The 26,980-nt window shown below is 71.2% G+C and carries 22 protein-coding genes; 10 read left to right on the top strand and 12 right to left on the bottom strand.

Annotated elements, in window-relative coordinates; all coding sequences use genetic code 11:
* The first annotated feature begins 122 nt into the window (after nucleotides 1–122).
* The 7 genes from ABZV77_RS05080 to ABZV77_RS05050 all read left to right on the top strand — a co-directional run bounded on the left by ABZV77_RS05080 (nucleotide 123) and on the right by ABZV77_RS05050 (nucleotide 7,880).
* On the top strand, nucleotides 123–1,268 hold the full coding sequence (locus tag ABZV77_RS05080) for a DUF4190 domain-containing protein (protein WP_356250449.1): 1,146 nt from the start codon (nucleotides 123–125) through the stop codon (nucleotides 1,266–1,268).
* 100 nt (nucleotides 1,269–1,368) lie between these two features.
* A complete protein-coding gene (locus ABZV77_RS05075; RefSeq protein WP_356250448.1) occupies nucleotides 1,369–2,586 on the top strand; it encodes an alpha/beta hydrolase in 1,218 nt (405 codons plus the stop codon).
* A 112-nt stretch (nucleotides 2,587–2,698) separates the two neighbouring features.
* The gene (locus ABZV77_RS05070) at nucleotides 2,699–3,454 is read left to right on the top strand and encodes a GntR family transcriptional regulator (protein WP_356250446.1); all 756 of its coding nucleotides are present in this window, start codon (nucleotides 2,699–2,701) and stop codon (nucleotides 3,452–3,454) included.
* A 291-nt stretch (nucleotides 3,455–3,745) separates the two neighbouring features.
* Nucleotides 3,746–3,955 carry an SPOR domain-containing protein gene (locus ABZV77_RS05065; protein ID WP_356250444.1) on the top strand — a complete coding sequence of 70 codons (210 nt, stop codon included), beginning with the start codon at nucleotides 3,746–3,748 and terminating at the stop codon, nucleotides 3,953–3,955.
* A 61-nt stretch (nucleotides 3,956–4,016) separates the two neighbouring features.
* Complete coding sequence (locus ABZV77_RS05060) at nucleotides 4,017–4,415, top strand: (deoxy)nucleoside triphosphate pyrophosphohydrolase (protein WP_356250442.1); 399 nt, start codon at nucleotides 4,017–4,019, stop codon at nucleotides 4,413–4,415.
* Nucleotides 4,416–4,554: 139 nt separating this feature from the next.
* Nucleotides 4,555–4,971, top strand: a complete 417-nt coding sequence (locus ABZV77_RS05055) for an ATP-binding protein (RefSeq protein WP_356250441.1) — start codon at nucleotides 4,555–4,557, stop codon at nucleotides 4,969–4,971.
* A 173-nt stretch (nucleotides 4,972–5,144) separates the two neighbouring features.
* A complete protein-coding gene (locus tag ABZV77_RS05050) occupies nucleotides 5,145–7,880 on the top strand; it encodes a SpoIIE family protein phosphatase (protein WP_356250439.1) in 2,736 nt (911 codons plus the stop codon).
* 42 nt (nucleotides 7,881–7,922) lie between these two features.
* Here the strand turns inward: ABZV77_RS05050 and ABZV77_RS05045 are convergent, their stop codons facing one another.
* From ABZV77_RS05045 to ABZV77_RS05020, 6 genes are all read right to left on the bottom strand, one after another.
* Entirely contained in the window at nucleotides 7,923–8,636 is a 714-nt protein-coding gene (locus tag ABZV77_RS05045; protein WP_356250437.1) for a PspA/IM30 family protein, read from the bottom strand.
* 72 nt (nucleotides 8,637–8,708) lie between these two features.
* Nucleotides 8,709–10,802 carry a TPM domain-containing protein gene (locus ABZV77_RS05040; protein ID WP_356252297.1) on the bottom strand — a complete coding sequence of 698 codons (2,094 nt, stop codon included), beginning with the start codon at nucleotides 10,800–10,802 and terminating at the stop codon, nucleotides 8,709–8,711.
* 217 nt (nucleotides 10,803–11,019) lie between these two features.
* A complete protein-coding gene (locus ABZV77_RS05035) occupies nucleotides 11,020–12,225 on the bottom strand; it encodes a family 1 glycosylhydrolase (protein ID WP_356250435.1) in 1,206 nt (401 codons plus the stop codon).
* A gap of 45 nt (nucleotides 12,226–12,270) precedes the next feature.
* A complete protein-coding gene (locus ABZV77_RS05030; protein WP_356250433.1) occupies nucleotides 12,271–13,107 on the bottom strand; it encodes a carbohydrate ABC transporter permease in 837 nt (278 codons plus the stop codon).
* A complete protein-coding gene (locus ABZV77_RS05025) occupies nucleotides 13,104–14,093 on the bottom strand; it encodes a sugar ABC transporter permease (protein WP_356250431.1) in 990 nt (329 codons plus the stop codon). Before ABZV77_RS05025 ends, ABZV77_RS05030 begins: the two co-directional genes overlap by 4 nt.
* 9 nt (nucleotides 14,094–14,102) lie before the next feature.
* Nucleotides 14,103–15,347 (bottom strand): sugar ABC transporter substrate-binding protein, encoded by a 1,245-nt coding sequence (locus ABZV77_RS05020; protein ID WP_356250429.1) that lies wholly within the window; start codon nucleotides 15,345–15,347, stop codon nucleotides 14,103–14,105.
* Between the two features lie 329 nt (nucleotides 15,348–15,676).
* Here ABZV77_RS05020 and ABZV77_RS05015 point away from each other — a divergent pair, with 329 nt between their 5' ends.
* Nucleotides 15,677–16,678: an acetylxylan esterase gene (locus ABZV77_RS05015; protein WP_356250427.1), complete on the top strand. Its 1,002-nt coding sequence runs from the start codon at nucleotides 15,677–15,679 to the stop codon at nucleotides 16,676–16,678.
* On the opposite strand, the gene ABZV77_RS05010 is transcribed toward ABZV77_RS05015, so the two are convergent.
* A complete protein-coding gene (locus ABZV77_RS05010) occupies nucleotides 16,668–17,846 on the bottom strand; it encodes a LacI family DNA-binding transcriptional regulator (RefSeq protein ID WP_356250425.1) in 1,179 nt (392 codons plus the stop codon). The two genes, ABZV77_RS05015 and ABZV77_RS05010, sit on opposite strands and share 11 nt — an antisense overlap.
* Nucleotides 17,847–17,956: 110 nt before the next feature.
* Here ABZV77_RS05010 and ABZV77_RS05005 point away from each other — a divergent pair, with 110 nt between their 5' ends.
* Nucleotides 17,957–18,667: an SMI1/KNR4 family protein gene (locus ABZV77_RS05005; RefSeq protein ID WP_356250423.1), complete on the top strand. Its 711-nt coding sequence runs from the start codon at nucleotides 17,957–17,959 to the stop codon at nucleotides 18,665–18,667.
* A 26-nt stretch (nucleotides 18,668–18,693) separates the two neighbouring features.
* On the opposite strand, the gene ABZV77_RS05000 is transcribed toward ABZV77_RS05005, so the two are convergent.
* The 5 genes from ABZV77_RS05000 to ABZV77_RS04980 all read right to left on the bottom strand — a co-directional run bounded on the left by ABZV77_RS05000 (nucleotide 18,694) and on the right by ABZV77_RS04980 (nucleotide 24,134).
* Nucleotides 18,694–19,953 carry a hydrolase gene (locus ABZV77_RS05000; RefSeq protein WP_356250421.1) on the bottom strand — a complete coding sequence of 420 codons (1,260 nt, stop codon included), beginning with the start codon at nucleotides 19,951–19,953 and terminating at the stop codon, nucleotides 18,694–18,696.
* A gap of 194 nt (nucleotides 19,954–20,147) precedes the next feature.
* The gene (locus tag ABZV77_RS04995) at nucleotides 20,148–20,918 is read right to left on the bottom strand and encodes a succinate dehydrogenase/fumarate reductase iron-sulfur subunit (RefSeq protein WP_356250419.1); all 771 of its coding nucleotides are present in this window, start codon (nucleotides 20,916–20,918) and stop codon (nucleotides 20,148–20,150) included.
* A complete protein-coding gene (locus tag ABZV77_RS04990; RefSeq protein WP_356250417.1) occupies nucleotides 20,915–22,867 on the bottom strand; it encodes a fumarate reductase/succinate dehydrogenase flavoprotein subunit in 1,953 nt (650 codons plus the stop codon). Before ABZV77_RS04990 ends, ABZV77_RS04995 begins: the two co-directional genes overlap by 4 nt.
* Before the next feature lie 16 nt (nucleotides 22,868–22,883).
* Nucleotides 22,884–23,720 (bottom strand): hypothetical protein, encoded by an 837-nt coding sequence (locus tag ABZV77_RS04985; protein WP_356250415.1) that lies wholly within the window; start codon nucleotides 23,718–23,720, stop codon nucleotides 22,884–22,886.
* Nucleotides 23,721–23,819: 99 nt separating this feature from the next.
* Nucleotides 23,820–24,134 (bottom strand): hypothetical protein, encoded by a 315-nt coding sequence (locus tag ABZV77_RS04980; protein ID WP_356250413.1) that lies wholly within the window; start codon nucleotides 24,132–24,134, stop codon nucleotides 23,820–23,822.
* 412 nt (nucleotides 24,135–24,546) lie between these two features.
* Here ABZV77_RS04980 and ABZV77_RS04975 point away from each other — a divergent pair, with 412 nt between their 5' ends.
* Nucleotides 24,547–26,940 carry an ABC transporter family substrate-binding protein gene (locus tag ABZV77_RS04975; protein WP_356250411.1) on the top strand — a complete coding sequence of 798 codons (2,394 nt, stop codon included), beginning with the start codon at nucleotides 24,547–24,549 and terminating at the stop codon, nucleotides 26,938–26,940.
* Nucleotides 26,941–26,980 lie beyond the last annotated feature (40 nt).

Below are 26,980 nucleotides of genomic sequence, written 5' to 3'. Positions count from 1 at the left end.
CCAGGAGCACGCTACCCGTGGACATACCGCCGCCGCCCGGTCCGTACGCGCCTCCTGGAGGGCAGCCGGATCAGCCGGGCCAGCCGGGCCAATCAGGCCAGCCGGGCCAGCCGGGGCCGCCCTTGCCGCCGTACGGGCACAGCCCCTACCGGCAGTGGCCCGGCCCGTACTCCCCCTACTCCCGGCCGCCGGTGAACGGCTTCGCGATCGCCTCCCTGGTCCTTGGCATCCTGTGCTTCCTGCCCGCCGTCGGCCTGATCCTCGGCCTGGTCGCGCTCGCGCAGATCAAGAAGAAGGGCGAGCGCGGCAAGGGCCTCGCGATCGCGGGCAGCATCATCTCCGTGGTCGGCGTCCTGCTGCTCGTCCTCGCCGTCGCCACGGGCGGCGCCCGTGACTTCGCCGAGGGGTTCCGGGACGCGGCCCGCGAGTCCCGGCAGAACGCCGGTGCCTTCCCGGTCGGCAAGGGCGGCTGCTTCGACGCGTCCGACGGGAAGATCGACTCCATGAAGTACGCCTCCGAGGTCGACGAGGTCCCGTGCTCCCAGGGGCACGACGGCGAGGTCTACGCGTCGTTCCGCGTGAACCACACCGGCTACCCGGGCGACGCCGACATGCGCGAACTCGCCGAGACCAGGTGCACCGACCTCCAGTTCGAGTACGTCATGGACAGCTGGGCGGACTTCGGCGACGCCGAGCTCTACTACTTCACGCCCGACCGCAGGACCTGGGGCCGGGGCGACCGTCACGTCACGTGCATCTTCGGCGCCTCGGATCCGAAGCAGCAGCTCGAAGGGTCCCTGCGCAGCGACGCGACGACGCTCGACGCGGACCAGCTCGCCTATGTGAAGGCGGACCGGCCCTTCGACGAGGCGTATCTGCAGGAGGCGCCCGCGGAGGAGCGGATCGAGGACGACCTCGAAGGGCACAAGAAGTGGGCCGCCGGAGTCGACAAGGGCCTCGGCGAGCAGGCGCGGCGGCTGCGCGCGCACGACTGGCCCGCGGCGACGCAGAAGCACGTCGACAAGCTCGTGGCCCAGATCGGGAAGAGCCGCAAGGAGTGGGTGAAGGCGGCCGGGGCTCCCGACGCCGACAGCTTCACCGAGCACTACGTAGCGGGCCTTCAGGGACTCGGCGACAAGGAGGCAGCGGCGGCCCGCAAGTCGCTGGACCTGTCGACGATTTCACCGCGCGACGCGACTCCTGAGGACGGGCCGGAGTCGGGCCTCGACGAGGAGCACGGGGAGGGCGGCGAGACCGAGGACGCGTGATCCGGCTCCGCGGCACCCGCCCGGTGGCGCCTAGGGTCACGTGCCGTCAGGGGCGGGCATCCTGAGGGGTTTTTGTCCGCTTCTGTGATAGTTCTTCGGTGTGACGTCCGTCGTGCCGCCGCCCGCCGTGGCCCGGGTCCTGCTCCTGGCCACCGGCCTGCTGAACGCGGCGCTCGCCGTCCTCGTCGCCGCCCCGCTGCCCCGCGTCCCGCTCTTGGTGCTCGTCGCCGCCGCGATCACCTCCTGGGGTCTTGTGCTGCTGCCGCCGGGGCTGCTCGGCCTCGCGGGCGCCGCGCTCGCGGGCAGACGTCACCCCTGGTGCGCGGGGCTCGCCGCGCTCGCCTCCTTCGCGGCCCTCGTCTACGGAGTGATGCCGTACGCCGCTGCGTACGGCACCGCGCGGCAGCAGGGTCAACAGCTCGCACCCGCGCAGTACTTCGACGGTGTCAACTACGCCAAGGTGCCCGACCGCGCCCGAACCCTCACCTACGCGCGCGTGGGACGCGGTCACGGGGCGCACCGCGGCAGGGGGCAGAAGCTGCGGCTCGACCTCTGGGCGCTGCCCAAGCGGGCCGAGGTGCGGCGCCCCGCCGTCGTGTGGGTGCACGGCGGCGGCTGGAACAAGGGGCACCGCAGTCAGACCCCCCGATGGAACCGGTGGTTCAACGCGCGCGGGTGGTCGGTCTTCGACATCGACTACCGACTCGCGCCCCGCGCCACCCAGCTCGACCAGATCGGCGACGTGAAGTGCGCCGTCGGCTGGGTGCGGCGGCACGCGCGCGTGTACGGCATCGACCCCGACCGCCTTCTCCTGGCGGGCAGTTCGGCGGGCGGCAACCTCGCCCTCGCCGCGGCCTACACGGAGGACGACGGCAGGGTTCCGGCGTCCTGCGCGGCACGGGACAGTTCGGTCTCGGGCGTGCTCTCGCTCTACGGGCCCACCGACATGCGGCGTCTGATCGCGGGCACCGCGCTGCGCCGCGACCCCATGATCCCGCTCCTGATGGGCGGTTCGGCCGCCACCGCTCCCGCCCGCTACCGCCTCGGCTCGCCCGTGCGGCTCGTCCGGGGCGACGTACCGCCGACGCTGCTGCTGCACGGGAGCGCGGATCGCGCGGTGCCGGTGGCGCAGGCGCGCGAGCTGGCGCGGCGCCTCAAGGGGGCCGGTGCGCCGGCGACGTATGTCGAACTGCCGTGGGCCGATCATTGTTTCGACGTGAACTGGGGAGGCTGGGGCAGTCAGATCGCGCGCGCCGCGACCGAACGTTTCCTCAGTGCCCTGGACCGTTCGCTATATCCGGGGAAAGCCCCTGCGTAAAGACCTGCGCCAGGAGAAATCATCACTTCGGGTGATTCCTTGGCCTTGGGTTGCACCCAACAACCCACGGTTGCCAGGCTGTTGCTGTCTGTCAACCTGATGGGAGTGGCCAGTGACTTTCGGTGAACAGCCGGCGTATCTGCGGGTTGCGGGTGATCTCCGCAAGAAGATCGCCGACGGTTCGCTGCCGCCGCACACCCGCCTCCCCTCGCAAGCCAGAATCCGCGAGGAGTACGGGGTGTCGGACACGGTCGCCCTGGAGGCGCGCAAGGTCCTGATGGCCGAGGGCCTGGTCGAAGGGCGCTCCGGATCGGGCACCTATGTGCGCGAGCGCCCCGTCCCGCGCAAGATCGCCCGCACCGGCTACCGCGCGGTGAACGGCGGCTCGACGCCGTTCCGTCAGGAGCAGGCCGCGGACGGCGTGCGCGGCACCTGGGAGTCCCGCAGCGAGCAGATCGAGGCGAACGCCGCGGTGGCCGAGCGCCTCGGCATTCGCGTCGGTGACCGCGTGATGTGCACGAAGTACGTCTTCCGGGATGCCGGGGAGGCCATGATGATCTCCACGTCCTGGGAGCCCCTGGCCGTCACCGGGCGCACCCCCGTGATGCTCCCCGAGGAGGGCCCGCTCGGCGGCTGCGGAGTGGTGGACCGGATGGCGGCCATCGACGTGATCGTGGACAACGTCGCGGAGGAGGTCGGCGCCCGCCCCGGCCTGGCCGAGGAGCTCACGGCGCTCGGCGGTGTCCCCGGCCATGTGGTCATCGTCGTCCACCGGACGTATTTCGCGTCGGGCCGCCCAGTGGAGGCGGCCGACATCGTGGTGCCCGCCGACCGCTATCGGATCGCGTACCACCTGCCTGTGCGGTAACGCCGGGATTCGCCCACAACTCCGGGATTCGCCCTCTCCGGGATTCTCCCTTGCCCGCTCCTGGCCGATTGTGTGCAGGGGCGGGTTTCGGCTCTCTCCTCACGGCCCGTGAGCCCCTCGCAGTGCGGGCGTCGCCCGGGCCGTGGCCGATAGCGGTCCTGTCGCGTACCTCTTTGTGCAAACTCGTATCCGCTGAGTAAAGGTCGGGCGTAGGCTCGGGCATATGCGGATTGCGGTTTCCTTACAGATCGAGGCGTGGGGCGCGCCGGGGGTGGCGAACGGAGGGGCGCGATGAATGACGGCACAGTTCTGCTGCCCTGGTTCGTCATACGGCAGGACGACAACGGCAACCGCTATCGCGTGGGCAGGTACGCGACGAAGGCCGAAGCCCAGAAGATCGCGGACAGCCTCGACGACCGCGGGCACAAGCAGCTCTACTCGATCGAGAAGCTGAGCCAGAACGGCAGCGGGCGCCAGGGCCTGTCTGCAGACAGGCCCTAGATCCGCCCGACGGCTAGCCCTGTCCCTCCTGGCGGCCGTGCCGCCCCTTAGGCTCCGATGCATGAACGAACGCATCGTGGTGGGCGCCGCCCTGTACGACGGCGGACGCCTGCTCGCCGCGCGGCGCAGCGCGCCCCCGGAGCTCGCGGGCGGCTGGGAGCTGCCCGGCGGCAAGGTCGAGCCCGGTGAGCGGAGCGAGGACGCGCTGGTGCGCGAGCTCCGCGAGGAACTGGGCGTCGAGGCCGAGCTGACCGGCCGGGTGCCGGGGGAGTGGCCGCTTCCCAAGGGGTACGTCCTGCGGGTCTGGACGGCCCGCCTGGTGTCGGGCGAGCCCCGGCCCCTGGAGGACCACGACGAGTTGCGCTGGCTCACCCCCGATCGGGTCTGGTCCGTGGACTGGCTGGCCGCCGACGTGCCCGCCGTCGAGGCGGCGCTCGGCCTTCCGCGCGCCGCGCATTGATCCCGCCTACGCCGTTCGTGCCACAGTGCGCCCTGATACGCGGTAAACCAGCCTGGATATCGGGTATGTGCCCATTAACCCCATGAAACCGGACAGGTTGCCGGGCGGTTGCCGGGCAGGTTCAGCTACTGGTCTGGAAGTGATCGGCGTGATCGACACCGAAGGCGACTGTGCCGAGTGGGCCTTTCCCGCGGACCCCGGCGCCGTCCGCACCGCCCGCACAGTTGTCCGCAAGCAGCTCGCCGACTGGGGTCTCGAGGCCCTCGGCGACGTCACCGTGTTGCTCGTGAGCGAGCTGGTGACCAACTCCTTGCGTCATGCCTCTGGCCCCATCGGCGTACGTCTCGTACGCCCCGTGGACCCCAGCGGCACCCTCCTCGTAGAGGTATCCGATCCGCTCCCGGACCCGCCCCTGGAGCGCACCGCCGCACTCGACGACGAGGGCGGGCGAGGCCTCCAGCTGGTGTCCCGCTCCTCACGGCGCTGGGGTACACGTCCGGGTCGTACGGGCAGGACGGGGAAGACGGTGTGGTTCGAGCTGGCGTTGCCGGGTTAGAAGACTGGCAGTGTGCGAGAAGCGTCCCGCACAAGGTCGGCACGGGCCAAAAAGCGTCGAGTCCGTGCTGTGATCGTGAACGCCGTGTGGCGCTGCACCGTAGTGCTGGATACTGCGGTCAGCCGTATGCGGTGACCGGTGCCGGACGCGGTGAGCTGGAGGGGACGGTTCGCGTGAGCGAGATACCAGCGAAGGCGACGGAGTTCGACGGACCGTCGGGCGACGCGATGGCCCACGGGGCCGCGGACGGCGCGACGGGCGACGGCGCCCGGGGCGCCGGGCCGGCCGAGGACGTGCCGGTCGGCGGCGTGCCGCTCGACGAGACGTGGCAGAGCAACCCACCCGGTTCGATATACGACTACATCAAGGTCGCCTCGTTCTCGATCGGTGCGGACGGCCTGGTCGATCAGTGGAGCATGCGCGCTGAGCGGCTGTTCGGCGTGGCCGCGCGGGACGCGGTCGGCAAGGACCCCATCGAGGCCTTCGTGCCGCCCGAGCTGCGCGCGGGCGGCCACCGCAAGATGGCGGAGATCCTTGACGGGCGCGAGTGGACGGGTGTGGTGCCCTTCCGGATGCCGGAGGACTCCGGGGCGCCGGGCGGGCTCGGGGGCGGTGCGGGTCCCGGCGGGCCCGGCGGCCTCGGGGAGCGCCGTGAGCGGGGCGCGGGCGGCCTGGAAGGCATTGCAGAGGTATACGTGATGCCGACCGTGACCGAGGAGGGCGAGCGGGCCGCGGTCTGTATCGTCGTCGACGTCCGGGTGCTCCGGCAGATCGAGACGGACCTCGCCGCTTCACAGGCAATTTTCGGCCAATCTCCGTTCGGCTTCCTGCTGTTCGGCGCGGACCTGAAGGTGCAGCGTGCCAACCGCCGGTTCGCCGACGTCTTCGGCGGGGGCGTCGAGGACCAGCGGGGCCGGACCTGCCACGACTATCTGCCGCGGCACGAGGCCGACCGCATGGCCGCCGCCTTGAAGCGGGTGCTGGAAACCGGCGATTCCGTGACGGACATGCAGATTGTGGGACCCGCGCCCGGCAGCAACGACCGCAGGCACTGGTCGATCAACCTCTACCGCGTGCACAGCGGTTCGGGCCGCCCCATCGGCGTCGCCGGTCTCGGCACCGACGTCACCCGTCGGCACGCCGCCGCCCGCGAGGCCGCCCACGCCCGGCGCAATCTTGCTCTCCTGAACGAGGCAGGGGCCCGCATCGGCAACTCCCTCGACCTGGAGACCACCGCCAGGGAGCTGCTCGACGTCGCCGTGCCGGGCTTCTGCGACCTCGCCTCCGTAGACCTCTACCAAGGCCTCCTCGACGGCGACGAGACGCCGCCCGGGCTCGCCGACGGCAGCGCGGAACTGCGCCGCGTGGCCTTCGCGAGCGCCGTCGCCGACGCCCCGTTCCCGGACGGCAGCGCGCCCATAGACGTAGGCGCCGTCCACCGGTTCGCGTTCACGTCGCCCTGCGCCGACGCCCTGCGTGCCGCCCGGCCCCGCCTGATCACCGCGGACGACGACGAGTCGGCGAGCCGTCTCACCGGCGGCCTCGTCCAGTCGACGCTGGCCGTGCCGATGGTCGCCCACGACACGGTGGTCGGCCTCGCCCAGTTCTCCCGTACGAAGGGCAGCGAACCCTTCGGCGAGCGCGACCGGGCACTGGCCGTCGAACTGGCCGCGCGCGCCGCCGTCTGCATGGACAACGCCCGCCTCTACCGCCGCGAGCACGAGCGCGCGTTGATACTGCAACGCTCCCTGCTGCCGCCCGGCGACCCCGAGGCGTCCGGCCTCGACATCGCCTGCCGCTACCTGCCGGGCAACGCCGCGACGGAGGTCGGCGGCGACTGGTTCGACGTCATCGAACTGCCCGGCCACCGCACCGCCCTGGTCGTCGGCGACGTCATGGGCCGCGGCCTGCGCGCCGCCGTCGCCATGGGGGAGCTGCGCACCGCCGTGCGCACCCTGGCGCTCCTCGACCTGGAGCCCGCCGAGGTGCTCTCCGCCCTCGACGAGATCGCCCGGGGCCTCGGCAACCCCGCGGGGCCCCAGCAGGCCACCCGGGGGGCACGCAAGGCGGCGGGCGCGGACCTCAGCGAGGTCTACCTCGCCACCTGTGTGTATGCGGTGTACGACTCCGTCACGCGCCGCTGCACCTTCGCCAACGCGGGCCATCTCCCGCCCGTCCTCGTCGAGCCCGGCGAGTCCGCGCTCATGCTCGACGTGCCTCCTGGCATGCCCCTCGGCGTCGGAGGCGAGCCCTTCGAAGACGTCGAGGTCGACCTCCCCGAGGGCGCCCTGCTCGCGCTCTACACCGACGGTCTCGTCGAATCCCGCGACCATCCGCTGGACGAGGGCCTGAACGCTTTCGTACGCGCCCTGAACGACGCCCCACCGGCCCTGGAGGACGCCTGCGACCACGTCCTGAGCTCCCTCGACACCCACCACGGAGAGGACGACATCGCCCTCCTGATGGCCCGCGTCGAAGGACTCCCGGCCGACCACGTCGGCGACTGGACGCTGCCGCGCGACCTCAAGTCGGTCGGCCGCGCCCGTGAGCTCGCCTGCGACCAGCTGCGCGCCTGGGACCTGGAGCGGCTCTGCGACACGGCGGAGCTGCTGGTCAGCGAGCTTGTCACCAACGCCCTGCGGTACGGCGAAGGAGACATCAGGCTCCGCCTCCTGCTCGACCGCACGCTGGTGTGCGAGGTCTGGGACGCGAGCTACGTCCAGCCGCGCCGCCGCCGCGCACGGGACACCGACGAGGGCGGGCGGGGCCTCCAGCTGGTCGGCCTGCTCAGCGCCGCGTGGGGGGCGCGCAGGACACCGCGCGGCAAGACGGTGTGGTTCGAGATGGCGCTGCCGGACGGGGGCACGGAGCCGATGGACGCGGCGGAGGCGCTGCTCAGTCTGTTCTGACGCCGGGTCCCGGGGGAGGTTCCGACACCAGGCTCCCGGGGTCTATGTGGTCGCTTTGATGGCGGCGAGACGGGCGGTGATCTCCGCCTCGTCGCCCAGCGCGTCCAGCTCCTCGAACTGCGCGTCGAGCGAGGACGCGGCCAGCTCCTGCTTGCCGAGCGCCCGCGCCTCCTCGCGCCGCACCTTCTCCTCGAAGCGGCTCAACTCGCTGGTCGGGTCCAGTACGTCGATGTTCTGGGCCGCGTCCATCATCTGGTTCTGAGCCTGCGCGGTCTTCGCGCGGGCCACCAACTGATCACGTCGCGACTCCAATTCGGTCAGCTTCGTCTTCATCCGGTCGAGCCCGGACCTCAGCTTGTCCACGACCTCGGTCTGCGAGGCGATCGTCGGCTCGGCGTCCTTCGCCTCCTTCTCGGACTGCAGCTGCCGTCCGAGCGCCACCTTGGCGAGCCGGTCGAACCTGTCGGCCTCCGTGGCGCCGCCGCCCGCGCGCAGCTCGTCCGCCTTCCTGCTCGCCGCGAGCGCCTTGCCGCCCCACTCGACGGCCGCGTCCCGGTCCTCCTTCAGGTCCTGTTCCAGCATCCGCAGATTCCCGATGGTGGTCGCGACCGCCTCCTCGGCCTCCCTGATGTTGTTCGAGTAGTCACGGATCAGCTGGTCGAGCATCTTCTGCGGGTCCTCGGCCTGGTCGAGGAGCGCGTTGAGGTTCGCCTTGGCGAGCTGGGTGACACGGCCGAGGATGGTCTGCTTCGTCATGGCCTTGGTCTCCTTGTACGAGGGTTCCTGCGCCGGGGGACGGACGGAGGCTTGGTCGTCTTCAGGGGTGCGTCAGAACCTGCCGCCTCCGCCCCTGCGCCCCCGCGTGCCGCCACCGCCGAAGCTGCCGGGCCCACCGCCCCCGAAACTGCCCCCTCCGTAGCCACCGCCTCCGCCGAAACCGCCTCCTCCGTAGCCACCGCCTCCGCGGCCACCCCCTCCGAAGAGCTCGCCGAGGATGATGCCGCCGAGGACGGCGCCGCCCATGCCGCCGCCCCGGCCACCACCTCCGCCGAGGCCTCCATGGGGGTTGCCGTATCCCCGTACGTCCCGCTCGGCGAACTCCTGCGCCTGCCGGGCCAGCGCGTCCGCCTGCTGCGCCGCGGCGAGGGCCGCGGTGGCATCGCCGTCCTCGGTCGCCTCCGCCTGCGCCAGGTGGCGCTGGGCCTCGGCCAGGCGGGTCCGCGCCTCGCTGCCGACGGCGCCGCGGTGCGTGGTGACGAAGTCCGCGGCAGCCCCGACGGCGCTGCGCGCGGTGAGCAGCGCCTGGGAGAGCAGGGTCCGGGCGCGCCGGTCGGAGACCTCGCGCTCGCGGGCACCCGTGAGGGCCTCGTCGAGCGCGGCGTCGGCCTCCTCGACGCGGCGCAGGGCGTCCAGCGGGTCGTAGGGCCCCGTGGACGTCCGCCCGCGCACCTCGGCGATGACCGACTCCGCGCGGGCCACCCGGCCCCTCAGGTCCGCCGTGGAGACCTCTTCGGAGGTGCCGTCGAGGAGCCCGCGCGCGTCGGCGAGATCCGCCTCGGAATCGGCGAGCGCTCCGGGCAGCCTCTCGGCGGCCAGCGCGAGTTCGTCGGACAGGCGGTCCACGGCGTCCACGAACGTCCCTGCCTGGTCGACGGCGCCCTCGGCGGCGCGCAGGTGGACGGCCGCCTTGCCGCTGTCGCCCGCGTCGACGCTCTGCCGGGCCTGATTGAGGTGGGTGGTGGCGAACACCAGACGGTCCTTGGCCTGCTCGACATGGCCGAGCACCGCGGCGGACGCTGTCGGCGCGTACTTCTCGCGGAGGCCGGTCAGGGTCTCCTCCGCGGCGCCGGTACGCCCGGCGACCTGCCGGAACACCGTCTCCGCGTGCTCCAGGGCCTGCGGGGCACTCTTCTCCAGGGCGCGCAGCTCGTCGAATCCGGCGGTCTCGGCGTCCAGGCGGCGGCCCGCCTCCGTGCAGCGCGCCACGATCTCGTCCAGCATGCGGCGCCTGGTGGGATCGTCCTCGGGGAAGGCGTCGTCGAGCTCCTGACGCAGCCGGAACGCCGCCGTCAGCTCCGCCTGCGCGTACGCGAGCGCGTCGGCGAAGGGCTGGACCGCGTCCTCGCCGAACTGCGCGGTGGCGAAGCCGAGCTCTTCGGTGCTGGTGCGGACCGCGTCATCGGTGTCCACGAGGAGCAGCCGGGCCTTCTTGTCGAGCTCGGGCAGCGGGGTGGCGTCCGCCCCCTGCCCCCAGCCGCCGCCGGGGGTCGTACGGGTGGTGGCGCGTTTCTTGCGCCGTTTGTACGCGACCGTGGCGGCGACACCGGCCGCACACGCCGCAGCCACGGGCAGGACCAGATCGCCCGTTACGGAGTCGTTGGCGTCGTCGGAGCTGTCGGCGTCGTCGGCACCGGAGCCTTCGGCCCGGGGGTCGGCCCTGCCCGGCGTGACCGACGGGGCGGGCACGGGGCGCCCTCCGAGCACCGCGCGGTAGCCGTCCGCCGCGCCGATCGCGGCCCCGGCCCAGTCGTTCTCGCGCAGGGCGGGCCTGATCGCCGTGGTCGCCACGTCCTGGAGCTGGGCGTCGGTGAGCCGCGAACCCTCGTCCACGGAGTAGGCGAACTGGCGGTCGTGCGTGGCGACGGCGAGCAGTACGTCGTCGAGCCCGAGGCCGTTGCGGTCGGCCGTGGCGTCCGCCCAGCTCTGCGCGGAACGGCCGGAGAAGTCGCGTACGTAGACGACGAAGAGCTGCACGCGCCGGTCGTCGTACAGCCGGTCGAGAGCCCGCTCGGCGACGTCGGCGCGGCCGTCGAGCGCATCCACCTTGTCGGTGATCTGGCCCGAGCGGGAGAGCGTGACCGGGTCGTCGGCGGCCGCGGGGGAGGAGCTCAGCAGCGGGAACCAGGCGAGCAGCACGGCCACCGCGGCCGCTGCTGCCCGCGCGGCTATCGGCGAGGGCGGCGTCACATTTGGGAGCGTATGGCCGCTTTCGGGGCTCCGCGACCCGGGGCGGGGCATGCTCCGGAGGCACCGGGAACCGCCCGAGGAAGTCGTACGGGGGCCGACCGCTGTCAGGTGCGGCCGACCCCCGAGCTGGGGAAGCGGTGCGGAACCGCCGGGGCTCGCGGAACCGGCGGAGCTAGCCGTTCACGCGCGGAAGTTCACGGGTGCGCCCGAGCCCGCCCAGCCAGTGGGCGGAGGGCTTGGGGGTGCGGGTGAACGTCTCGCGGTCCCAGCCGATGAGCCCGAAAGCAGGCAGGTAGGAGCCCCACTCGTAGTTGTCCAGGGCGCTCCAGGCCAGGTAGCCGCCGATGTTGAGGCCGTCCTCCAGGCAGTCGGCGACCTCGTGCAGCGCGCCCTTGTAGTAGTCGATGCGGCGCTCGTCGAGGTCGGTGGCTATGCCGTTCTCGGTGACGATCAGAGGAATGCCCGCGTCGGCGAGCACCGCCGCGGTGTGCCGCAGCGCGTGCCCGACCGCCGCCGGGTAGTACTCCCACTGGGTCAGCGTGCGCTCGGCGTCCTCGGGCGCGGGGACCGGGCCCTCGGGGCCGATCTTCGTGCGGGTGTAGGACTGGACCCCGATCCAGTCGTCGCCGCGGGCGGCCTCGATGAAGACGTCCTCGCGCGGGTGGCGGTAGGCGGCGGCCACGTCCTCGGCGCCGGGCAGCGCCTGGTAGACCTGGTTGGCGATGGTCCAGCCGACCCGGATCGCGGGGTCGATCGCCCTGACCTCCTTGACGGCGGCGTGGTGCGCGGCGATCACGGCCTGCGTGGTCTCCTCGTCCGGCGTCGGCAGACCGGCGGGCGGGAACCCGATGTCCCCGCGCTTGGCCTGCCCCGCCATGACGGCGATCATGTTCGGCTCGTTGATGGTGCAGACGTACGGCACACCGTCCCCGATGACCGGCGCACAAGCGGCGACGTAGCGCGCGAAGAGCTCCACGGCGCCCTCGGAGGTCCACCCGCCTCGCGCCTCGAACCACTGCGGCACGGTGAAGTGGTGCAGGGTCACCATCGGCCGCAGGCCCCGCTCGGTCGCGCCCTCGACCATCCGCCGGTAGTGCGCGAGCTCGGCCCGGGAGAACTGCCCCTCGACGGGCTCGATGCGGGCCCACTCGATGCTGAAGCGGTAGTCCGTGAAGCCGAGCCGGGCCAGCAGGTCCATGTCCTCGGACCAGCGGTGGTAGCTGTCGCAGGCGTCCAGGCTGGGCTCCTGGATGTGGGTGCCCGCGGTGTGCTCCTTCACCCACCAGTCGCTGTTGATGTTGTTGCCCTCGATCTGGTGGGCGGCGGTGGAGGCCCCCCACAGAAAGCCTTCGGGGAACGGGATCGGGGTGTGCGTCATCGCAGATTGTCTTTCTCTTACGCGGTGGGGGAGCGGCCGGCGGGGCTACTTCATGCCGGACGTGGCGATGCCCTGGGTGAAGTACCGCTGCAGCACGGCAAAGACGAGCAGCACCGGAAGGACGATCAGGAAGGCCCCGGCCATCAGCATTCCGTTGGAGCCGGACGACTTGTTGGGATCGGTCGCGAAGGTGGCCAGCGCGACGGGGAGGGTGTATTTGTCGGGATCGTTGGTGGCGATCAAGGGCCACACGAAGTTGTTCCAGGACCCGAGGAACGTGAAGATCGAAAGCGTTGCGAGGGCGGGCTTCACCAGCGGCATCACGATCCGCCAGAAGATGTACCACTCACTGGCGCCGTCCATCCGCGCCGCTTCGAGCAGCTCGTCCGGGATCGACTGCATGAACTGCCGCATGAGGAAGACCCCGAAGGCCCCGGCGGCGAACGGCAGCACGAGCGCGGCATAGGAGTCGATCAGCTGCAACTTGCTCATCAGCACGAACAGCGGCAGCAGCATCAGGTTGCCGGGCACCATCAGCGCACCGAGCACCAGGCCGAAGATCTTGTTCCGTCCGACGAAGCTCAGCTTGGCCAGGGCATAGCCGAGCATCGAGCAGAAGACGAGATTCGCGACGGTGACCAGTACGGCCACGATCACCGAATTCATGAAGTAGAGCGGCAGATCGAGCTTGTCGAGCAGTCGGTGGAAACTGTCGAGCGTCCACTCGGAGGGAATCCACACCGGCGGGCTGGCGGTCAGATCCGTCGAGGTCTTGAAGGCGGAGAGCGCCATCCAGAGGAATGGGGCGGCCATGACGAAAAGGCCGAAGGAAAGCAGCACATAGACGAGCGGTTTCTTCACCGCCACGGACTTGGCGCTCATTTGGTGTTGTCCTTCAGCAGTCGGAGCTGGAGCACCGTGATGGCCATGATTACCACGAAGAGGACGTACGCCATGGCGCTGGCATAGCCCATGTGGAAGAAGTTGAAGCCCTCGCGGTACATGTTGAGCGACACGGTGAGCGTGGAGTCGGAAGGCCCGCCCTGCGTCATGACGAACGGCTCCTCGAAGACATTGAGATAGCCGATCGTGGTGATCACCGTGGTGTACAGCAGCGTGGGCCTCAGCAGCGGGACGGTGATGCGGCGGAACTCCTGCCACCCTCCGGCCCCGTCGAGCCTGGCCGCCTCCCGCACCTCCGTCGGGATGGCCTGCAGACCGGCGATGAAGAGCACCATCACGGTGCCGAGATTGCGCCACACCGCCATCGCGATGAGGGAGGGCATGGCGAGCGTTTCGCTGCCCAGGAAGTCGGGTGCGGTGAGGCCGAGTTCGGAACAGGCTCCGGCGATCAGCCCGTCGCTCGGATCGAGCACGAAACGCCACACGACGGCCACGGCGACGATGGAGGTGACGACCGGCGCATAGAACCCCACGCGGAAGAAGGTCCTGGCCCGGTCGATCCCGTTGTTGAGGAGCACGGCCACGCCGAGCCCGAGACAGATGGTGAGCGGGACACCGATCACCACGAAGTACCCGGTGTTGAAGAGGGATTTCAGGAACTTCTCGTCGCCGAAGAGCTGCGAATAGTTCTCGAACCCGATGAAGTTCGCTTCCCAGGGCCGGGTGACGTTGCGCAGCCCGAAGTCGGTGAAGCTCATCGCCAGCGTGGCGACGATGGGGAACGCCATGAAGACGGTGAACAGAACGAGGAAGGGGGTGGAGAAGAGCCACCCGGCAAGGTTCTGCACGCCCAGGGATCCCCGCCTGCGCCGCCCGGCGGACGGTGGCGTCCCATCGGTCTTTCCGGAAGCGGTCTTTCCGGGGGCGGGCTCTCCGGTGGCGGCCTTTTCGGCAGTGGTGCTCATGGTGGCGGCCTACTTCACGAGGTTCTCGACCTCGGACTGCGCCTTGTCGGCGGCGTCCTCGGCGGAGGCCTTGCCCTGGGTCACCGACTCGATGGCCGCGTCGACCTTGGAGGTCACTTCGGTCCACTTGGCCAGCGCGGGCGAGGTCCTGGCGGTCTCCATCTGCTTCTTGAAGACCTGCAGGTCGGGGTTTTCGGCGAGTTCGCCGCTCTCCCACGCCTTGGTGTTGGCGGGCAGATCGCTGGTCCGCTCGTACCAGTCGGACTGCCCCTCGGAGTCCGTCAGGTACTGGATGAACTTCTTGGCGGCGGCCTTGTGCGGGCTGTCCTTGGAGATCACCAGGCTGGACCCGCCCGCCATCGAGGTGGACGTCTTGTCGGTGGGCACGGGAGCGACGCCCCACTTGCCCTTCAGGTCCGGGTACTGGTCCTTGATGAGCGTGGTGATCCAGGGGCCGGAGAAGAACATCGGCACGTCACCGGTGTTGAAGTCCTTCAGCGGGTCGTAGCCGGGCTGGGCGCTCTTGGTGCTGAGCCCGTCCTTCACGTACGAGCCGTACTCCTTGAAGGCCTTCACCGCCGCCGGGCTGTCGATGACCGCCTTGCCGTCCTTGTCGACGATCTCGCCGCCCGCCGAGTACAGGAACGGGTAGAAGGACTGCACCGTGTCGAGCCCGCGCGGCTGCAGGTAGATGCCCCACTTGCTGCCCGCCTTCTCCTTCAGGGCGGAGGCCATGGCGCGCAGCCCCTTCCAGTCGGCCGGGGGCTTGCTGATACCGGCCTTCTTGGCGAGGTCGGTGCGGTAGTAGAGGACGCGGGTGTCCACGTACCAGGGCACGCCGTAGGCGGTGCCTTCCACCTCGCCCTGCTGCCACCCGGCCGGGAAGAAGTCCTTCTCGTCGAAGGTCTTCGTGTCGACCGGTTCGAGGACACCGAGCTCGGCGAACTCGCCCATGTAGCTGCCGCCCATCTGCGCCACGTCGGGCAGCTTGCCCGCGGCGGCGGCCGAGACCAGCTTCTGGTGGGCGACGTCCCAGCCGACGGGGGTGACCTTGACGGTGACGTGCGGGTTCGCCTTCTTGTACGCCTCGGCGACCTCCGCGAGCTTCTCGCCCTCGGCGCCCATGGCCCAGACGGTGAGTGTCTGCTTCTTGTCGGCGGCGACCTCGTCACCGGCGGAGCTGCCGCACGCGGTGACGGCGAACGCCGTCGCGAGTGCGATGGCGGCCGAGGCGGTTCTGGCGGCGCGGTGCATGGACGGCTCCTCCTTGAGCTCCCGGGTCCGGGGCCTTGCGGCGCCGGATGTATGCGCTGTCTGTAAGCGCATACATCACTCTGTTGCAGCCCCCCGGACGACCGCAAGAGGGTCTTGGTCACACTCGCGTAACGGGGGCGACATGGGATGTGCACGGGGATGCCCGACATGAGCAAACTAAGCGGAACATTTGCATCCTGAAAGTGAATGTGGTGGCCGCCTCATGGTCGGCAGACCAGTTGCCGCGGGGTGGCATGGGAGGGCGAGCGGCTCCGCCCGGTGGGGTGAGCGGCTCCGCTCGGCGGGGTGGCGCTGGTTAGGGTCGCGGCATGTCCGCGTTTCCGCACGGCTTCGGGTTCGACCCGTCGCACGGCCACTCCCTCGACGACCTCCTCGCGGTCCCCGCGCCTCCCGTCCCGACCGGTTTCGCCGACTTCTGGCGGGCCGGGTACGAGGCCGCCCGTGCCGTCGCGACCGCTCCCGTCGTCGGCCCCGTGGAAGAGGAGCGCGACGGGGTGCGGGTGCACGGCGTCACGTACACCTCGGTCGGCGGGGTACGGCTCGGCGGCTGGCTGGTCCTGCCCGCGGAAGGCCCGCCCGGCGGCGTGGCGCACGGCTTCGTCGTGGGCCACGGTTACGGCGGCCGCCACGAACCCGGCCCCGACGTCCCGCTCCCGCTGCCCCGCTCCGCCGCGCTCCTGCCCTGCGTGCGCGGCATGGAGACCCGCGGCCGCCACCCCGGCATCCCCGCGGAGGCCGACGCCCACGTCCTGCACGGCATCGAGTCCCGCGACACCTATGTGCTCGCCGAGTGCGTGGCCGACCTCTGGTGCGCCGCGTCGGCGCTGCTCGAACTGGTCCCGGAGCTGACCGGCGGCCCCGGGACACCGCCCCGCCTCGGCTACCTGGGCGAGAGCTTCGGCGGCGGCCTCGGCGCCCTCGCCCTCCCCTGGGACGACCGCTTCGCCGCGGCACAGCTGACGGTCCCCACCTTCGGCAACCACCCCCTGCGCCTGACGCTCCCGTGCACCGGCAGCGGGGAGTCGGTGCGCGCGTACCACCGGATCCACCCCGAAGTCACCGACGTACTGCGCTACTTCGACGCGGCCACGGCGGCGACGCACCTGCGCATGCCGACCCTCACCGCGCCCGCGCTCTTCGACCCCGCAGTCCCGCCGCCGGGCCAGTTCGCGGTGCACAACGCCCTGGCGGGCCCGCGCGAACTCCACGTACTGCAGGCGGGGCACTTCGAGCACGCGGATACGCCCGCGGAGACGGCGGCCCTGCGGAAGGCGCGCGAGGCGTTCTTCGGGGCGACGCTCACTCGCTGACGGAGGCGGGCCCCGGCCGGTCGCCGTGCGCGGGGGCTCCGGAGGCTCCGGCGCAGCCGCAACTGGCCCGCCGCACCACGCTCACCGGCAGCATCAGGTCGACGGGTGCCCGGTCCCGCTCCTCGCCGAGCCGCCGCACGAGCAGCTCGACCGCTTCCTCGCCCAACTGCCGCATCGGCTGCCGCACGGTGGTCAGCGCGGGCCGCACGAGGCGCCCGAGCGGAATCCCGTCGAACCCGGTGACGGCCACGTCCTCCGGCACCCGCACCCCGCGCCGCTCCAGCGCGTGGAGCGCCCCGATGGCCATCTGGTCGTTGGCGAAGAGCATGGCCTGGAGCGGCGCCGACGCACTGCCGTCGGGTCCGGACCGGTCGAGCAACGCGTCGGCGGCCCGCGCTCCCGCCGCCTGCGTCATCATCTCGGCCCGCAGATCGGGCTCTTCGCGTACGGGAAGCCCGGCCGCCCGGCACGCCTCCTGATACCCGCGGAACCGCGCCTGCGCGTCCGGCGCGCCTTCCTCGCCGCCGACGAAGACGAGCCGCCGCAGCCCGTGGTCCTCGATCAGGTGCCGGGTCAGCTCGCGCTGGCCGTCCTCGTTGGCGACCTCGATGTGGTCGAGGTGGTCCAGATGATCGGACTCGCGGGGCCCGGCGAGCATGACGACGGGCAGCCGCCGCGAGATGACGTCGAGGTCCTCCGTCGGCACCGTCCTCGCGAGCACGGCGAACCCGTCGACGCGCCCGGCGACCTTCGCGACCAGGCTCTCCGGGCCGCCCTTGAGCGAGGCGGCGATCAGCAGCGCGTACCCGTGCCGACGCGCGGCCCGCTCCATGCCGCGGATGATCTGGTCGGAGTAGAGCATGAAGGCGTGGTCGTCGTCGGTGTCGGCGGCCTCGGTCTCGGTGTCCGGGTCCGAGTAGTCGGGGAAGCAGAGCCCGAGCACTCCGGTGGAGCGGCTGGCGAGCCCGCGGGCGTTTCCGCTGGGCACGTAGCCGAGCTCGCGGGCCGCGGTGAGGACCCGCTCACGGGTCTTCTCACGGACCGAGTCCGGGTTGCGGTACACACGCGACACCGTCGCGATGGAAACGCCCGACCGCTCGGCGACGTCGTACACCGTGGGAGTTGTGCTCACCCGACCGCCTGATTCTCTGGACCTTTGAAAGCGCATTCACACTAGGCGCGTACGGTGACCGTGAGCAAGGCCGGGTCCCTCCGCGGAGGCGGCCCGAACGGGGAGGGGCGCAGGTGGGCGGGGTCTGGACAGGTGTGAGAGCGCGCGTGCTCGCGCTCCGGGACGCGCCGAACCGGCGGGCGGTGTTCGGCGCGTACTTCAAGGAGTACGGCCACCGCTTCGAGCTGTGTCCTGTCCTGACCGAGGAGCAGGTCGACGCGGTGGAGCGGCGGCGCGGGGTGACGTTCCCTGCGGAGTACCGCGGCTTCCTCAAGGAGGTCGGGGCCGGGGGCGCGGGCCCGGACTACGGCGTGTTCACCGTCAAGCCGCCCGAGCCCGAGCCCGAGCCCGAGTCCGAGTCCGAGCCCGAGCCGGTGCCCGAGCCCGAGCCGGTGTCCGCCCCCGCAACAGCCACCACCCCGCCCGACCACCCCCTCCCGTTCCGCCCCGAGCGCACGGCCGAGTGGGAGGAGCACCAGGCGGCGGAGCCCCGGCGGGCGGCCTACGGTGACTCGGACGAGGACGGGGAGCGGTTCCGCGCCGCCTACGCGGCCTGGGACGAGCGCGACGACGAGCTCCTCGACGCGCTGACCGAAGGCGCGCTCTACGTGAGCGAACAGGGCTGCGCCTACTACACGTTGCTGGCCCTGACCGGCCCCGAACGCGGCACGATGTGGCAGGACGTCCGCGCGGCGGCGGAGGGCGTGATCCCGTTCGAGTTCTACGGCAGCACGGACCGGGTCACCTTCGCCGAGTGGTACCTCCACTGGCTGACCCGCGCGGAACGGCTGGCGTGGCAGGAGCCCGAGGACGGCTAGCGCCCGCGGGGGAGCGGGCCCGGTCCTCACCCCGCGAACTCCACCTCCGGATACCGCCCGGACGGCGCGTCGAGCAGGCCGTCGTCCTTCCCCTTCAGCCAGTGGTCGAAGAACGACGCCACGTACGCCCGCTGAGCCGCCACCGCGCGTGCCGGGTCGACCGTTCCTATGTTCTCCTCGATCACCTTCCGGTCCACTCCGGCCTGGGGGAGGAGCGCGGGCAGGTCCGTGTACGACTGGTGCAGTGAGCCCCGCAGCGTGAGGTTCCGCTTCCAGCCGGTGCTGTGGGACCAGAACGACCGCCACGACAGCTCGGTCGTGCGGTCGCTGCCCTCGCGGCCCATCAGGAGGAACGGGCGGTCGAGGCCGTGCTCCGCGACCGGCATCAGGTTCGTGCCGTTGGGCTCGGGGTTGAACTCCAGCGTGCCGTCCAAGTTGACGCCCGCCCTGACCCTGCGGTCCTCGTACATGGTCTCGGCCGCGGCGATCCCGCCCGCCGACTGGCCGAACATGCCCACGCGCCGACGGTCGACGACCCGGGACAGGCCGTGCGGCAGCGAACCGAGGCTGTCCAGCACGAACTTGGAGTCGGCGACCCGGATGTCGAGGGTCTTCTTGAGCAGCTCCGGCATCGTGCCGTTCTGCTGCGCCTCCTCCAGCGCCTTCCGCAGCGGCCCGTCGTCCTTGACCGAGCCGTCGGGGAACTGCACCCCCGGGTTTTCGTAGGTGTGGTCGACCGTCACGACGACATAGCCGCGGCTCGCCATCTCCTCGACCAGCGAGGTGCCCCAGGTGCGCGGGTCGCCCGCGCCCGCCGCGTACACGAGCACGGGGCGCCGACCGCCCCGCGTGTCCACGGGCGCCCCCTCGCGGGCATGGGTGCGCGTGGCGGCGAAGTCGAGGGCGCCCTTGGGGATGCTGTGCGGCGACGTGGCGTCCCAGCGCTCGGCGGCGCCCGGGGCCATGTAGCGCGCGCGGGGGTGTCCGGGGCCGGAGCCGGGCGCGGCCGGATACCAGACGCTGACCATCAGCTCCCGGAACGGCTGCGAGGGCACCCACGGATCGTGCCGGGTCCGGTCGACGAGGCGGGCCGAGACCGTGCCGATGCCATACGGCCCGGTGGGCGCGGGCAGGTGGGCCGCGGCACCGGTGGCGTGGGCCCGCGGGGCCCCCGTCCCCGCCCCGGCCGCGGCCGCGGACGCCGGGAGCGACAGCGTGGTCGCCACCAGCCCCGCGGCCGCGAGCCCGACGAGCGAGCGACGGGTCAAGGAAGCACGTGCGGTCAAGGAAGCACGTGAGGTCTCGGAAGCACGTGAAGTCATGCCTCCAGAGTGATCGTCACCCGACCCTCCCCGCCATGGGGGAAATCATGGAAATCCCACCTGGGGGATGTCCCCCAGAGACCCGGACCCGGACCCGGACCTGGACCCGGACCCGGACCTGGACCCGGACCTGGCCCCGGACCCGGCCCCCCAGACCCCTACTCCGTCCGCCGCCGAATCTTGTTCCCCAGCCACACCAGCGGATCGTACTTCCGGTCGACGGCCCGTTCCTTCAGGGGAATCAGCGCGTTGTCCGTGATCTTGATGCCCTCCGGGCACACCTCCGTGCAGCACTTGGTGATGTTGCAGTAGCCGAGCCCGTGCTCGTCCTGGGCGGTCCGTTTCCGGTCGAGTCCCGACTCCGACGCCGCGTCCAGCGGGTGCATGTCCAGCTCGGCGACGCGCATCAGGAACCGGGGCCCCGCAAAGGCGCCCTTGTTCTCCTCGTGGTCGCGCACCGCATGGCACGTGTCCTGGCACAGGAAGCACTCGATGCACTTGCGGAACTCCTGTGGGCGGTCCACGTCCGACTGCTGCATGCGGTACTCGCCGGGCTTGAGGTCCGCGGGCGGCACGAAGGCCGGGACCTCGCGCGCCTTGGTGTAGTTGAAGCCGACGTCCGTCACCAGGTCGCGCACCACGGGGAAGGCGCGCAGCGGCGTCACCGTGATGACCTCGTCGCGGTCGAAGACCGACATCCGCGTCATGCACATCAGCCGGGGCCTGCCGTTGATCTCCGCCGAGCACGAACCGCACTTGCCCGCCTTGCAGTTCCAGCGCACCGCGAGGTCGGGGGCCTGGGTGGCCTGCAGGCGGTGGATGATGTCGAGGACGACCTCGCCCTCGTTGACCTCGATCTTGAAGTCCTCCAGGTCACCGCCGCTCAGGTCCCCGCGCCAGACCTTGAATTGCGCGTCGTACGAACTCATTCGTACAGCTCCTCTTCAGTCAGGTACTTGACCAGCTCCTCCTTGTCGAAGAGGGCGAGCAGGTCCGGGCGGATGGGCTCGGTCGACACGCGGACGAGGTCGATCTGGCCGCGTACGGGATCGGTGGCCGCCAGACCCCCGCTCGGGTCGGCGAGTTGGCACAGCAGGTTGGCCCGCCGCCACTCGCGGTTCATCGCCGGGTGGTCCTCGCGGGTGTGACCGCCACGGCTCTCCGTGCGCTCCAGGGCGGCCCGCGCGACGCATTCGCTGACCAGGAGCATGTTGCGCAGGTCGAGGGCGAGGTGCCAGCCCGGATTGAACTGCCGGTGGCCCTCGACTCCGGCCCGCCGTGCCCGCACCCGCAGCTCGGCGAGCTTCTCCAGGGCCTGCTCCATCTCCGCCTCCCGGCGGATGATGCCGACCAGGTCGTTCATGGTCTGCTGCAGTTCCTGATGGAGGGTGTACGGGTTCTCGGCCGTCGCCCCGTCCGCCAGGCCCTCGGCGCTGAACGGCCGCAGCGCCTCCGCGGCCGCCGTGTCCACCTGCACCTCGTCGGGCACGGGCCGGACGGTGAGCCCGGCGGCGTACCGGGCGGCGTGCAGGCCCGCGCGCCGTCCGAAGACCAGCAGGTCGGAGAGCGAGTTGCCGCCGAGCCGGTTGGAGCCGTGCATGCCGCCCGCGACCTCGCCCGCGGCGTAGAGCCCCGCCACGCGGCGCGTGGCCGCGGTGTCGGAGTCGACCGCGATGCCGCCCATCACGTAGTGGCAGGTCGGCCCGACCTCCATCGCCTCCGCGGTGATGTCGACGTCCGCGAGCTCCTTGAACTGGTGGTACATGGACGGCAGTCGGCGCTTGATGACGTCGGCGGGCATGCGCGTCGACACGTCGAGGAAGACGCCGCCGTGCGGGGAGCCGCGGCCCGCCTTCACCTCGGCGTTGATGGCGCGCGCGACCTCGTCACGGGGCAGCAGTTCGGGCGGGCGGCGGTTGTGGTCCGGGTCCTCGTACCAGCGGTCGCCCTCCTCCTCCGACTGCGCGTACTTCTCCTTGAAGACGTCGGGGACGTAGTCGAACATGAACCGCTTGCCCTCGGAGTTCCTGAGGACCCCGCCGTCGCCGCGCACGGACTCGGTGACGAGGATGCCCTTGACCGACGGCGGCCAGACCATGCCCGTCGGATGGAACTGCACGAACTCCATGTTCAGCAGGGGCGCCCCGGCGAGCAGCGCGAGCGCGTGGCCGTCGCCCGTGTACTCCCACGAGTTCGACGTCACCTTGAAGGACTTGCCGATGCCGCCGGTCGCGAGGACGACGCTGGGCGCTTCGAGCACGAAGAAGCGGCCCGACTCCCGGTCGTAGCAGAAGGCCCCGCCGACCCGGCCGCCCTCGTCGTCCTGATCGGGCGCCTCGTCCTTCAGGACGCGGGTGACCGTGCACTCCTGGAAGACCTTCAGGCGTGCTTCGTAGTCCCCGAACTCCTTGTAGTCCTCCTGCTGCAGCGCGACGATCTTCTGCTGCAGGGTGCGGATCAGCTCCAGGCCGGTGCGGTCGCCGACGTGTGCGAGCCGTGGGTACTCGTGGCCGCCGAAGTTGCGCTGTGAGATCCGTCCGTCCGGGGTGCGGTCGAAGAGCGCGCCCCAGGTCTCCAGTTCCCACACGCGGTCCGGCGCCTCGCGGGCATGCAGCTCCGCCATGCGCCACTGGTTGAGGAACTTGCCGCCGCGCAGGGTGTCGCGGAAGTGGACCTGCCAGTTGTCGCCGGAGTTCACATTGCCCATGGAGGCGGCGATGCCGCCCTCGGCCATCACCGTATGGGCCTTGCCGAACAGCGACTTGCAGATCACGGCCGTGCGGGCGCCCTGTTCACGCGCCTCGATCGCGGCCCGCAGGCCCGCGCCCCCGGCCCCCACCACGACGACGTCCCACTGTTGTCGCTCCACTTGAGACATCAGAAGGTCCCGTCCATTAGAAGAAGCGCGGATCGTCGAAGACGCCGCTCGCCACCAGGTAGACGTAGAAGTCGGCGAGCGCCACGCTCGCCAACGACGTCCAGGCGAGCAGCATGTGATGGTTGGTCAGCTTTCCCGTCCACTGCCACATGCGGTACCGGACGGGATGCTTGGAGAAGTGCTTGAGCTTGCCGCCGATGACGTGTCGGCAGGAGTGGCAGGAGAGCGTGTAGATCCAGATCAGGGTGACGTTGACGAGCAGGACGAGCGTGCCGAGCCCCATGTGGCCCCACTCGTAGTTCTCGTCCCGGAAGCCGAGGACGGCGTCGTAGGTGAGGATGCCCGCCACGGGTACGGCAGCGTAGAAGAAGTACCGGTGGATGTTCTGCAGGATCAGCGGGAAGCGGGTCTCGCCCGTGTACTTCTTGTGCGGCTCGGCGACCGCGCAGGCCGGTGGTGACGCCCAGAAGCCGCGGTAGTAGGCCTTGCGGTAGTAGTAGCAGGTCAGCCGGAAGCCGAGCGGGAAGATCAGGATGAGCACCGAGGGGGACAGGCCCCACCAGCTGCCGAAGATCTCCCAGTTGGGCCCGCCGCGCATGGGCTCGCAGTTCTCGGCGACGCACGGCGAGTAGAACGGCGATACGTAGGGCGCGGCGTAGTAGTCCGCGTTCGCGAAGGCCCGCCACGTCGAGTAGACGATGAAGGCGAGCAGCCCGGCGGTGGTCGCCGCGGGCGCAAGCCACCAGCGGTCCGTACGCAGATGGGCAGCGCTGATGGCGGCGCGCGTGCCGTCGCGCACGCCGCCGCCCGGTGCCGGTCCGCTCTTCGGTTGGGGTTCCGTGCCGGTGGCCAACGAGGCTCCACTCCTTCTTCCTCGGATCGGGGAGAAGCTCAGCGAATGCGTGAGTGCGTCAGTGCATGAGTGCCTGCGTGAGTACGTACGGCGTGCTGGTCAGGGTGCGTGGCGGTCGCTGCCGCCCAGGCCCTCGTCGTCGAGATCTCCGGTGTTCGTCCACATCGAGCGGTCGTACGGCGTATCGGGGATGGTCACGAGGTCGTGCCGGTGCGGTTCGGGGCGGGAGGGCGGTGGCGGGGCCGCCGCGCGCAGCAGCGCGACGCTCTCGCGCAGGTGGTCGGTGTCCGTGCGTACCCGGCGCACGTCGACGCCCGCGATCTGGTCGCCCGCCTGCTGCTCCAGCCTGCCTACGGTGCGGACGAGGTCGTCCACACATCGTTGAACAGCTGTCAATTCATCGTGCAGAGCCATTACTTGCCCTCACTTCGGGGGTGCGGTGGCAACGCTCATGCGCCTGCGAGTGTCGCGCGTCACATCCCGGCTTGTGAAGGGATCTGCAGTGATTGCCGGATCGGGGGCGGTGAATGCGCCGGATCACGCGCTGATCGCGCCGACCTTGACCGGCGGTGACCGACCCCGACCGGCGGCGACCGACCCCGTCCGGCGCGGGCGACCGACCCCGCCCGGCGGCACCGGGCGCCCCATTGGGCCGCACGAGTGGGATATGGGCGCCCCGCGTCGTGCCTCCCCCGCGGTGCCTGTCCCGTCCCCTTCAGTGGGGCGATAGATGTGATCAGCTCCATATACCGCCAAACGTGATCAAACCCGGCCCGGTCCTGGTAGCGGGCGGCCGGGCGAGCCCCGGACCCCGGAGGTACCAGTCATGTCCCACGACCGCGCCAGAGTCAGATCTGTCGTGTTCCTCGCGACGGGGGTGCTGGCTCTGCCCGCCCTCGCCGGATGCAGCTCGAACGACGAGGCGGGCCGCCCGGCCGCGGGCCAGGACGTCGCTCCTGCCGCCCGGGATCTGGTCGCCGACGGGGGGACCGTGAACTGGGCGGTCGACGCGCTGCCGGAAACGTTCAACTCCTTCCAGTCCGATGCCGACGAGGGCACCGCACGGGTCGCGGGCGCGGTCCTGCCGTCCCTGTTCCGCCTCGACGCGCAGGGCAGGGCGCAGCGCAACGCCGACTTCCTGGAGTCGGCCGAGGTCGTCGAGCGCGAGCCGCAGCAGGTCGTCCTGTACAAGCTCAACCAGCAGGCGGTCTGGAGCGACGGCAGGGAGATCGGCGCCGACGACTTCGCCGCGCAGTGGCGCGCCCTGTCGGGCAAGGACACCGCGTACTGGACGGCGCGGAACGCGGGCTACGACCGCATCGCGAAGATCGAGCGCGGCGCGAACAACCTGGAGGTGCGGGTCACCTTCGCCAAGCCGTACGCGGACTGGCGCTCCCTCTTCTCGCCGCTGTACCCGAAGCAGGTCATGGGCACGCCCGACTCCTTCAACGACGGCGCGCGGCGCAAGCTGCCGGTGACCGCGGGCCCCTTCGCGCTCGCCGGGGCCGACCGCAAGGCCGGTGACGTGACGCTGGAGCGCAACGCGCGCTGGTGGGGCAGTCCGGCCAAGCTCAACAGGATCGTCCTGCGCGAGGTGGGGCGCGACGAGCGGGCCGAGGCGCTCGCCAAGGGCAGGGTCGACCTCGCCTCGATCGACTCGGCGGAGGCCGGGCGGATCTCCCTGGCCGCCCGGGACAAGGGGGGCCAGGGCCCGCTGGCCCACGGCCCCGGCGCCGCACTCACCCCCGGCAGGGCGCTGCGCTCCTGGGCGATCGCGCACGGCTCCGACGAGGAGGCCGCCGACGCGGAGACCGAGGCACGCGCCAAGTCCCGCAAGGCGGTCAAGCGGTACGCGACCGAGCAGGACGGGCTGCGCGGCTACGTGGTCCGCAAGTCCCTGGAGCCCGCGTACACCCAGCTCGCCCTGAACGGCTCCGAGGGGCCGCTCGCCGATGACCGGGTGCGCCGCGCGGTGGCCCGCGCGCTGAACCGCGAGGAACTCGCCAGGACCGTCCTCAAGCCGCTCGGCCTGCCCGCCGAGCCGGTCGGCAGCCACCTCGCCCTCGCCGGGCAGCAGGCGTACGCGGACAACAGCGGGGCCCTCGGCGAGCAGGACACGGCCGAGGCGCGGGCGCTCCTCGCGGACGCCGGATGGACGCCGGGCGCGCTGAAGGAGAAGAAGGAAAAGGAAGGGGAGGAGAAGAAGGGGGAGAAGGGGACCGCGGGCGGCGAGTCCGACGCGAAGGACGCCAAGGACAAGAAGGACGCCAAGAAGGCGAAGGAGTCCGACGGCTCCACCGGAGACGGCGACAGCAACAGCGAGGACGACGGCACCTACATCGTCGGCGAAGAGGACGGAAAGCCCGGCGACAACGGCACCACCGTGCTCGCCCCGGCCCCCGCGGCCGCCTACCAGCGCGCCGTCCTGAACCGCCAGGCCGACGCCCTCGGCCTGGCGCGCGAGGCCGACAAGGAGAAGAAGAAGGAGCCCGGCGACCACGCCAGGCACGCCGGGCAGTCCAGGGACCAGGCGGCCAAGGGCGGCGCCCCGGGCGCGTACGCCCCGAAGGGCACCGCCGCACCCAAGGAAGAGGCCGGAGCCAAGGGAGCGGAAGGAGCCAAGGGAGCGAAGGCGGGAGCCGCCGCGGGACCGCTCGCCAAGGACGGCAAGCCCCTCACCCTCCGCTTCGTGCTCCCCTCCGGCGACGGCTCGGAGTCGCTGCGCGCGGTGGCCGACCGGATCTCCCGGATGCTGCAGAAGATCGGTGTCCGCACGGAGACGGCGAAGGTCGCCGACGAGAGCTACTTCAAGGACCACATCGCGTCCGGCCAGTACGACCTCGCCCTCTACTCGTGGCCCGCGTCGGCCTTCCCCGCCACCGACGCCCGCCCGATCTTCGCCAAGCCGGTCCCGGCCGCGGACGGCTCGCTGAACGTCGAGCAGAACTACACGCGCGTAGGCACGGACCACATCGATCAGCTGTTCGATCAGGCGGTCGGTGAACTGGACGAGGACACGTCGCGCTCCCTGGTCAGGAAGGCGGACGCCCGCATCTGGGCCGAGGCAGGATCGATTCCTCTCTACCAGCGCCCCCAGCTGATGGCGGCCCGTCCGAACCTGGCGAACGCCGGGGCGTTTGGGTTCCAGGTCCCGCGGTACGAGGACATCGGCTTCCTGAAGCCGGGCGCGAAGCCGTCGGGCGAACCGTCCGCGAAATAGCCCCGCCTCAGATTCCGCTCAACTCTCTTGCCCGCCGGCC

The organism is Streptomyces sp. NPDC004732 (genome assembly GCF_040609235.1).
Classification (GTDB): Bacteria; Actinomycetota; Actinomycetes; order Streptomycetales; family Streptomycetaceae; genus Streptomyces.
This window is presented reverse-complemented; position numbering and strand designations above follow the sequence as displayed.

Bases quoted from the DNA above. Each gene is read 5' to 3' on its own strand.
- ABZV77_RS05015 (WP_356250427.1), top strand. From the start codon at position 15,677: ATGTCCGCGTTTCCGCACGGCTTCGGGTTCGACCCGTCGCACGGCCAC.
- ABZV77_RS05035 (WP_356250435.1), bottom strand. From the start codon at position 12,225: ATGACGCACACCCCGATCCCGTTCCCCGAAGGCTTTCTGTGGGGGGCC.
- ABZV77_RS05025 (WP_356250431.1), bottom strand. From the start codon at position 14,093: ATGAGCACCACTGCCGAAAAGGCCGCCACCGGAGAGCCCGCCCCCGGA.
- ABZV77_RS05065 (WP_356250444.1), top strand. From the start codon at position 3,746: ATGAATGACGGCACAGTTCTGCTGCCCTGGTTCGTCATACGGCAGGAC.
- ABZV77_RS05020 (WP_356250429.1), bottom strand. From the start codon at position 15,347: ATGCACCGCGCCGCCAGAACCGCCTCGGCCGCCATCGCACTCGCGACG.
- ABZV77_RS05045 (WP_356250437.1), bottom strand. From the start codon at position 8,636: ATGACGAAGCAGACCATCCTCGGCCGTGTCACCCAGCTCGCCAAGGCG.
- ABZV77_RS05010 (WP_356250425.1), bottom strand. From the start codon at position 17,846: ATGCGCTTTCAAAGGTCCAGAGAATCAGGCGGTCGGGTGAGCACAACT.
- ABZV77_RS04995 (WP_356250419.1), bottom strand. From the start codon at position 20,918: ATGAGTTCGTACGACGCGCAATTCAAGGTCTGGCGCGGGGACCTGAGC.
- ABZV77_RS05060 (WP_356250442.1), top strand. From the start codon at position 4,017: ATGAACGAACGCATCGTGGTGGGCGCCGCCCTGTACGACGGCGGACGC.
- ABZV77_RS04975 (WP_356250411.1), top strand. From the start codon at position 24,547: ATGTCCCACGACCGCGCCAGAGTCAGATCTGTCGTGTTCCTCGCGACG.
- ABZV77_RS04980 (WP_356250413.1), bottom strand. From the start codon at position 24,134: ATGGCTCTGCACGATGAATTGACAGCTGTTCAACGATGTGTGGACGAC.
- ABZV77_RS05030 (WP_356250433.1), bottom strand. From the start codon at position 13,107: ATGAGCGCCAAGTCCGTGGCGGTGAAGAAACCGCTCGTCTATGTGCTG.
- ABZV77_RS04990 (WP_356250417.1), bottom strand. From the start codon at position 22,867: ATGTCTCAAGTGGAGCGACAACAGTGGGACGTCGTCGTGGTGGGGGCC.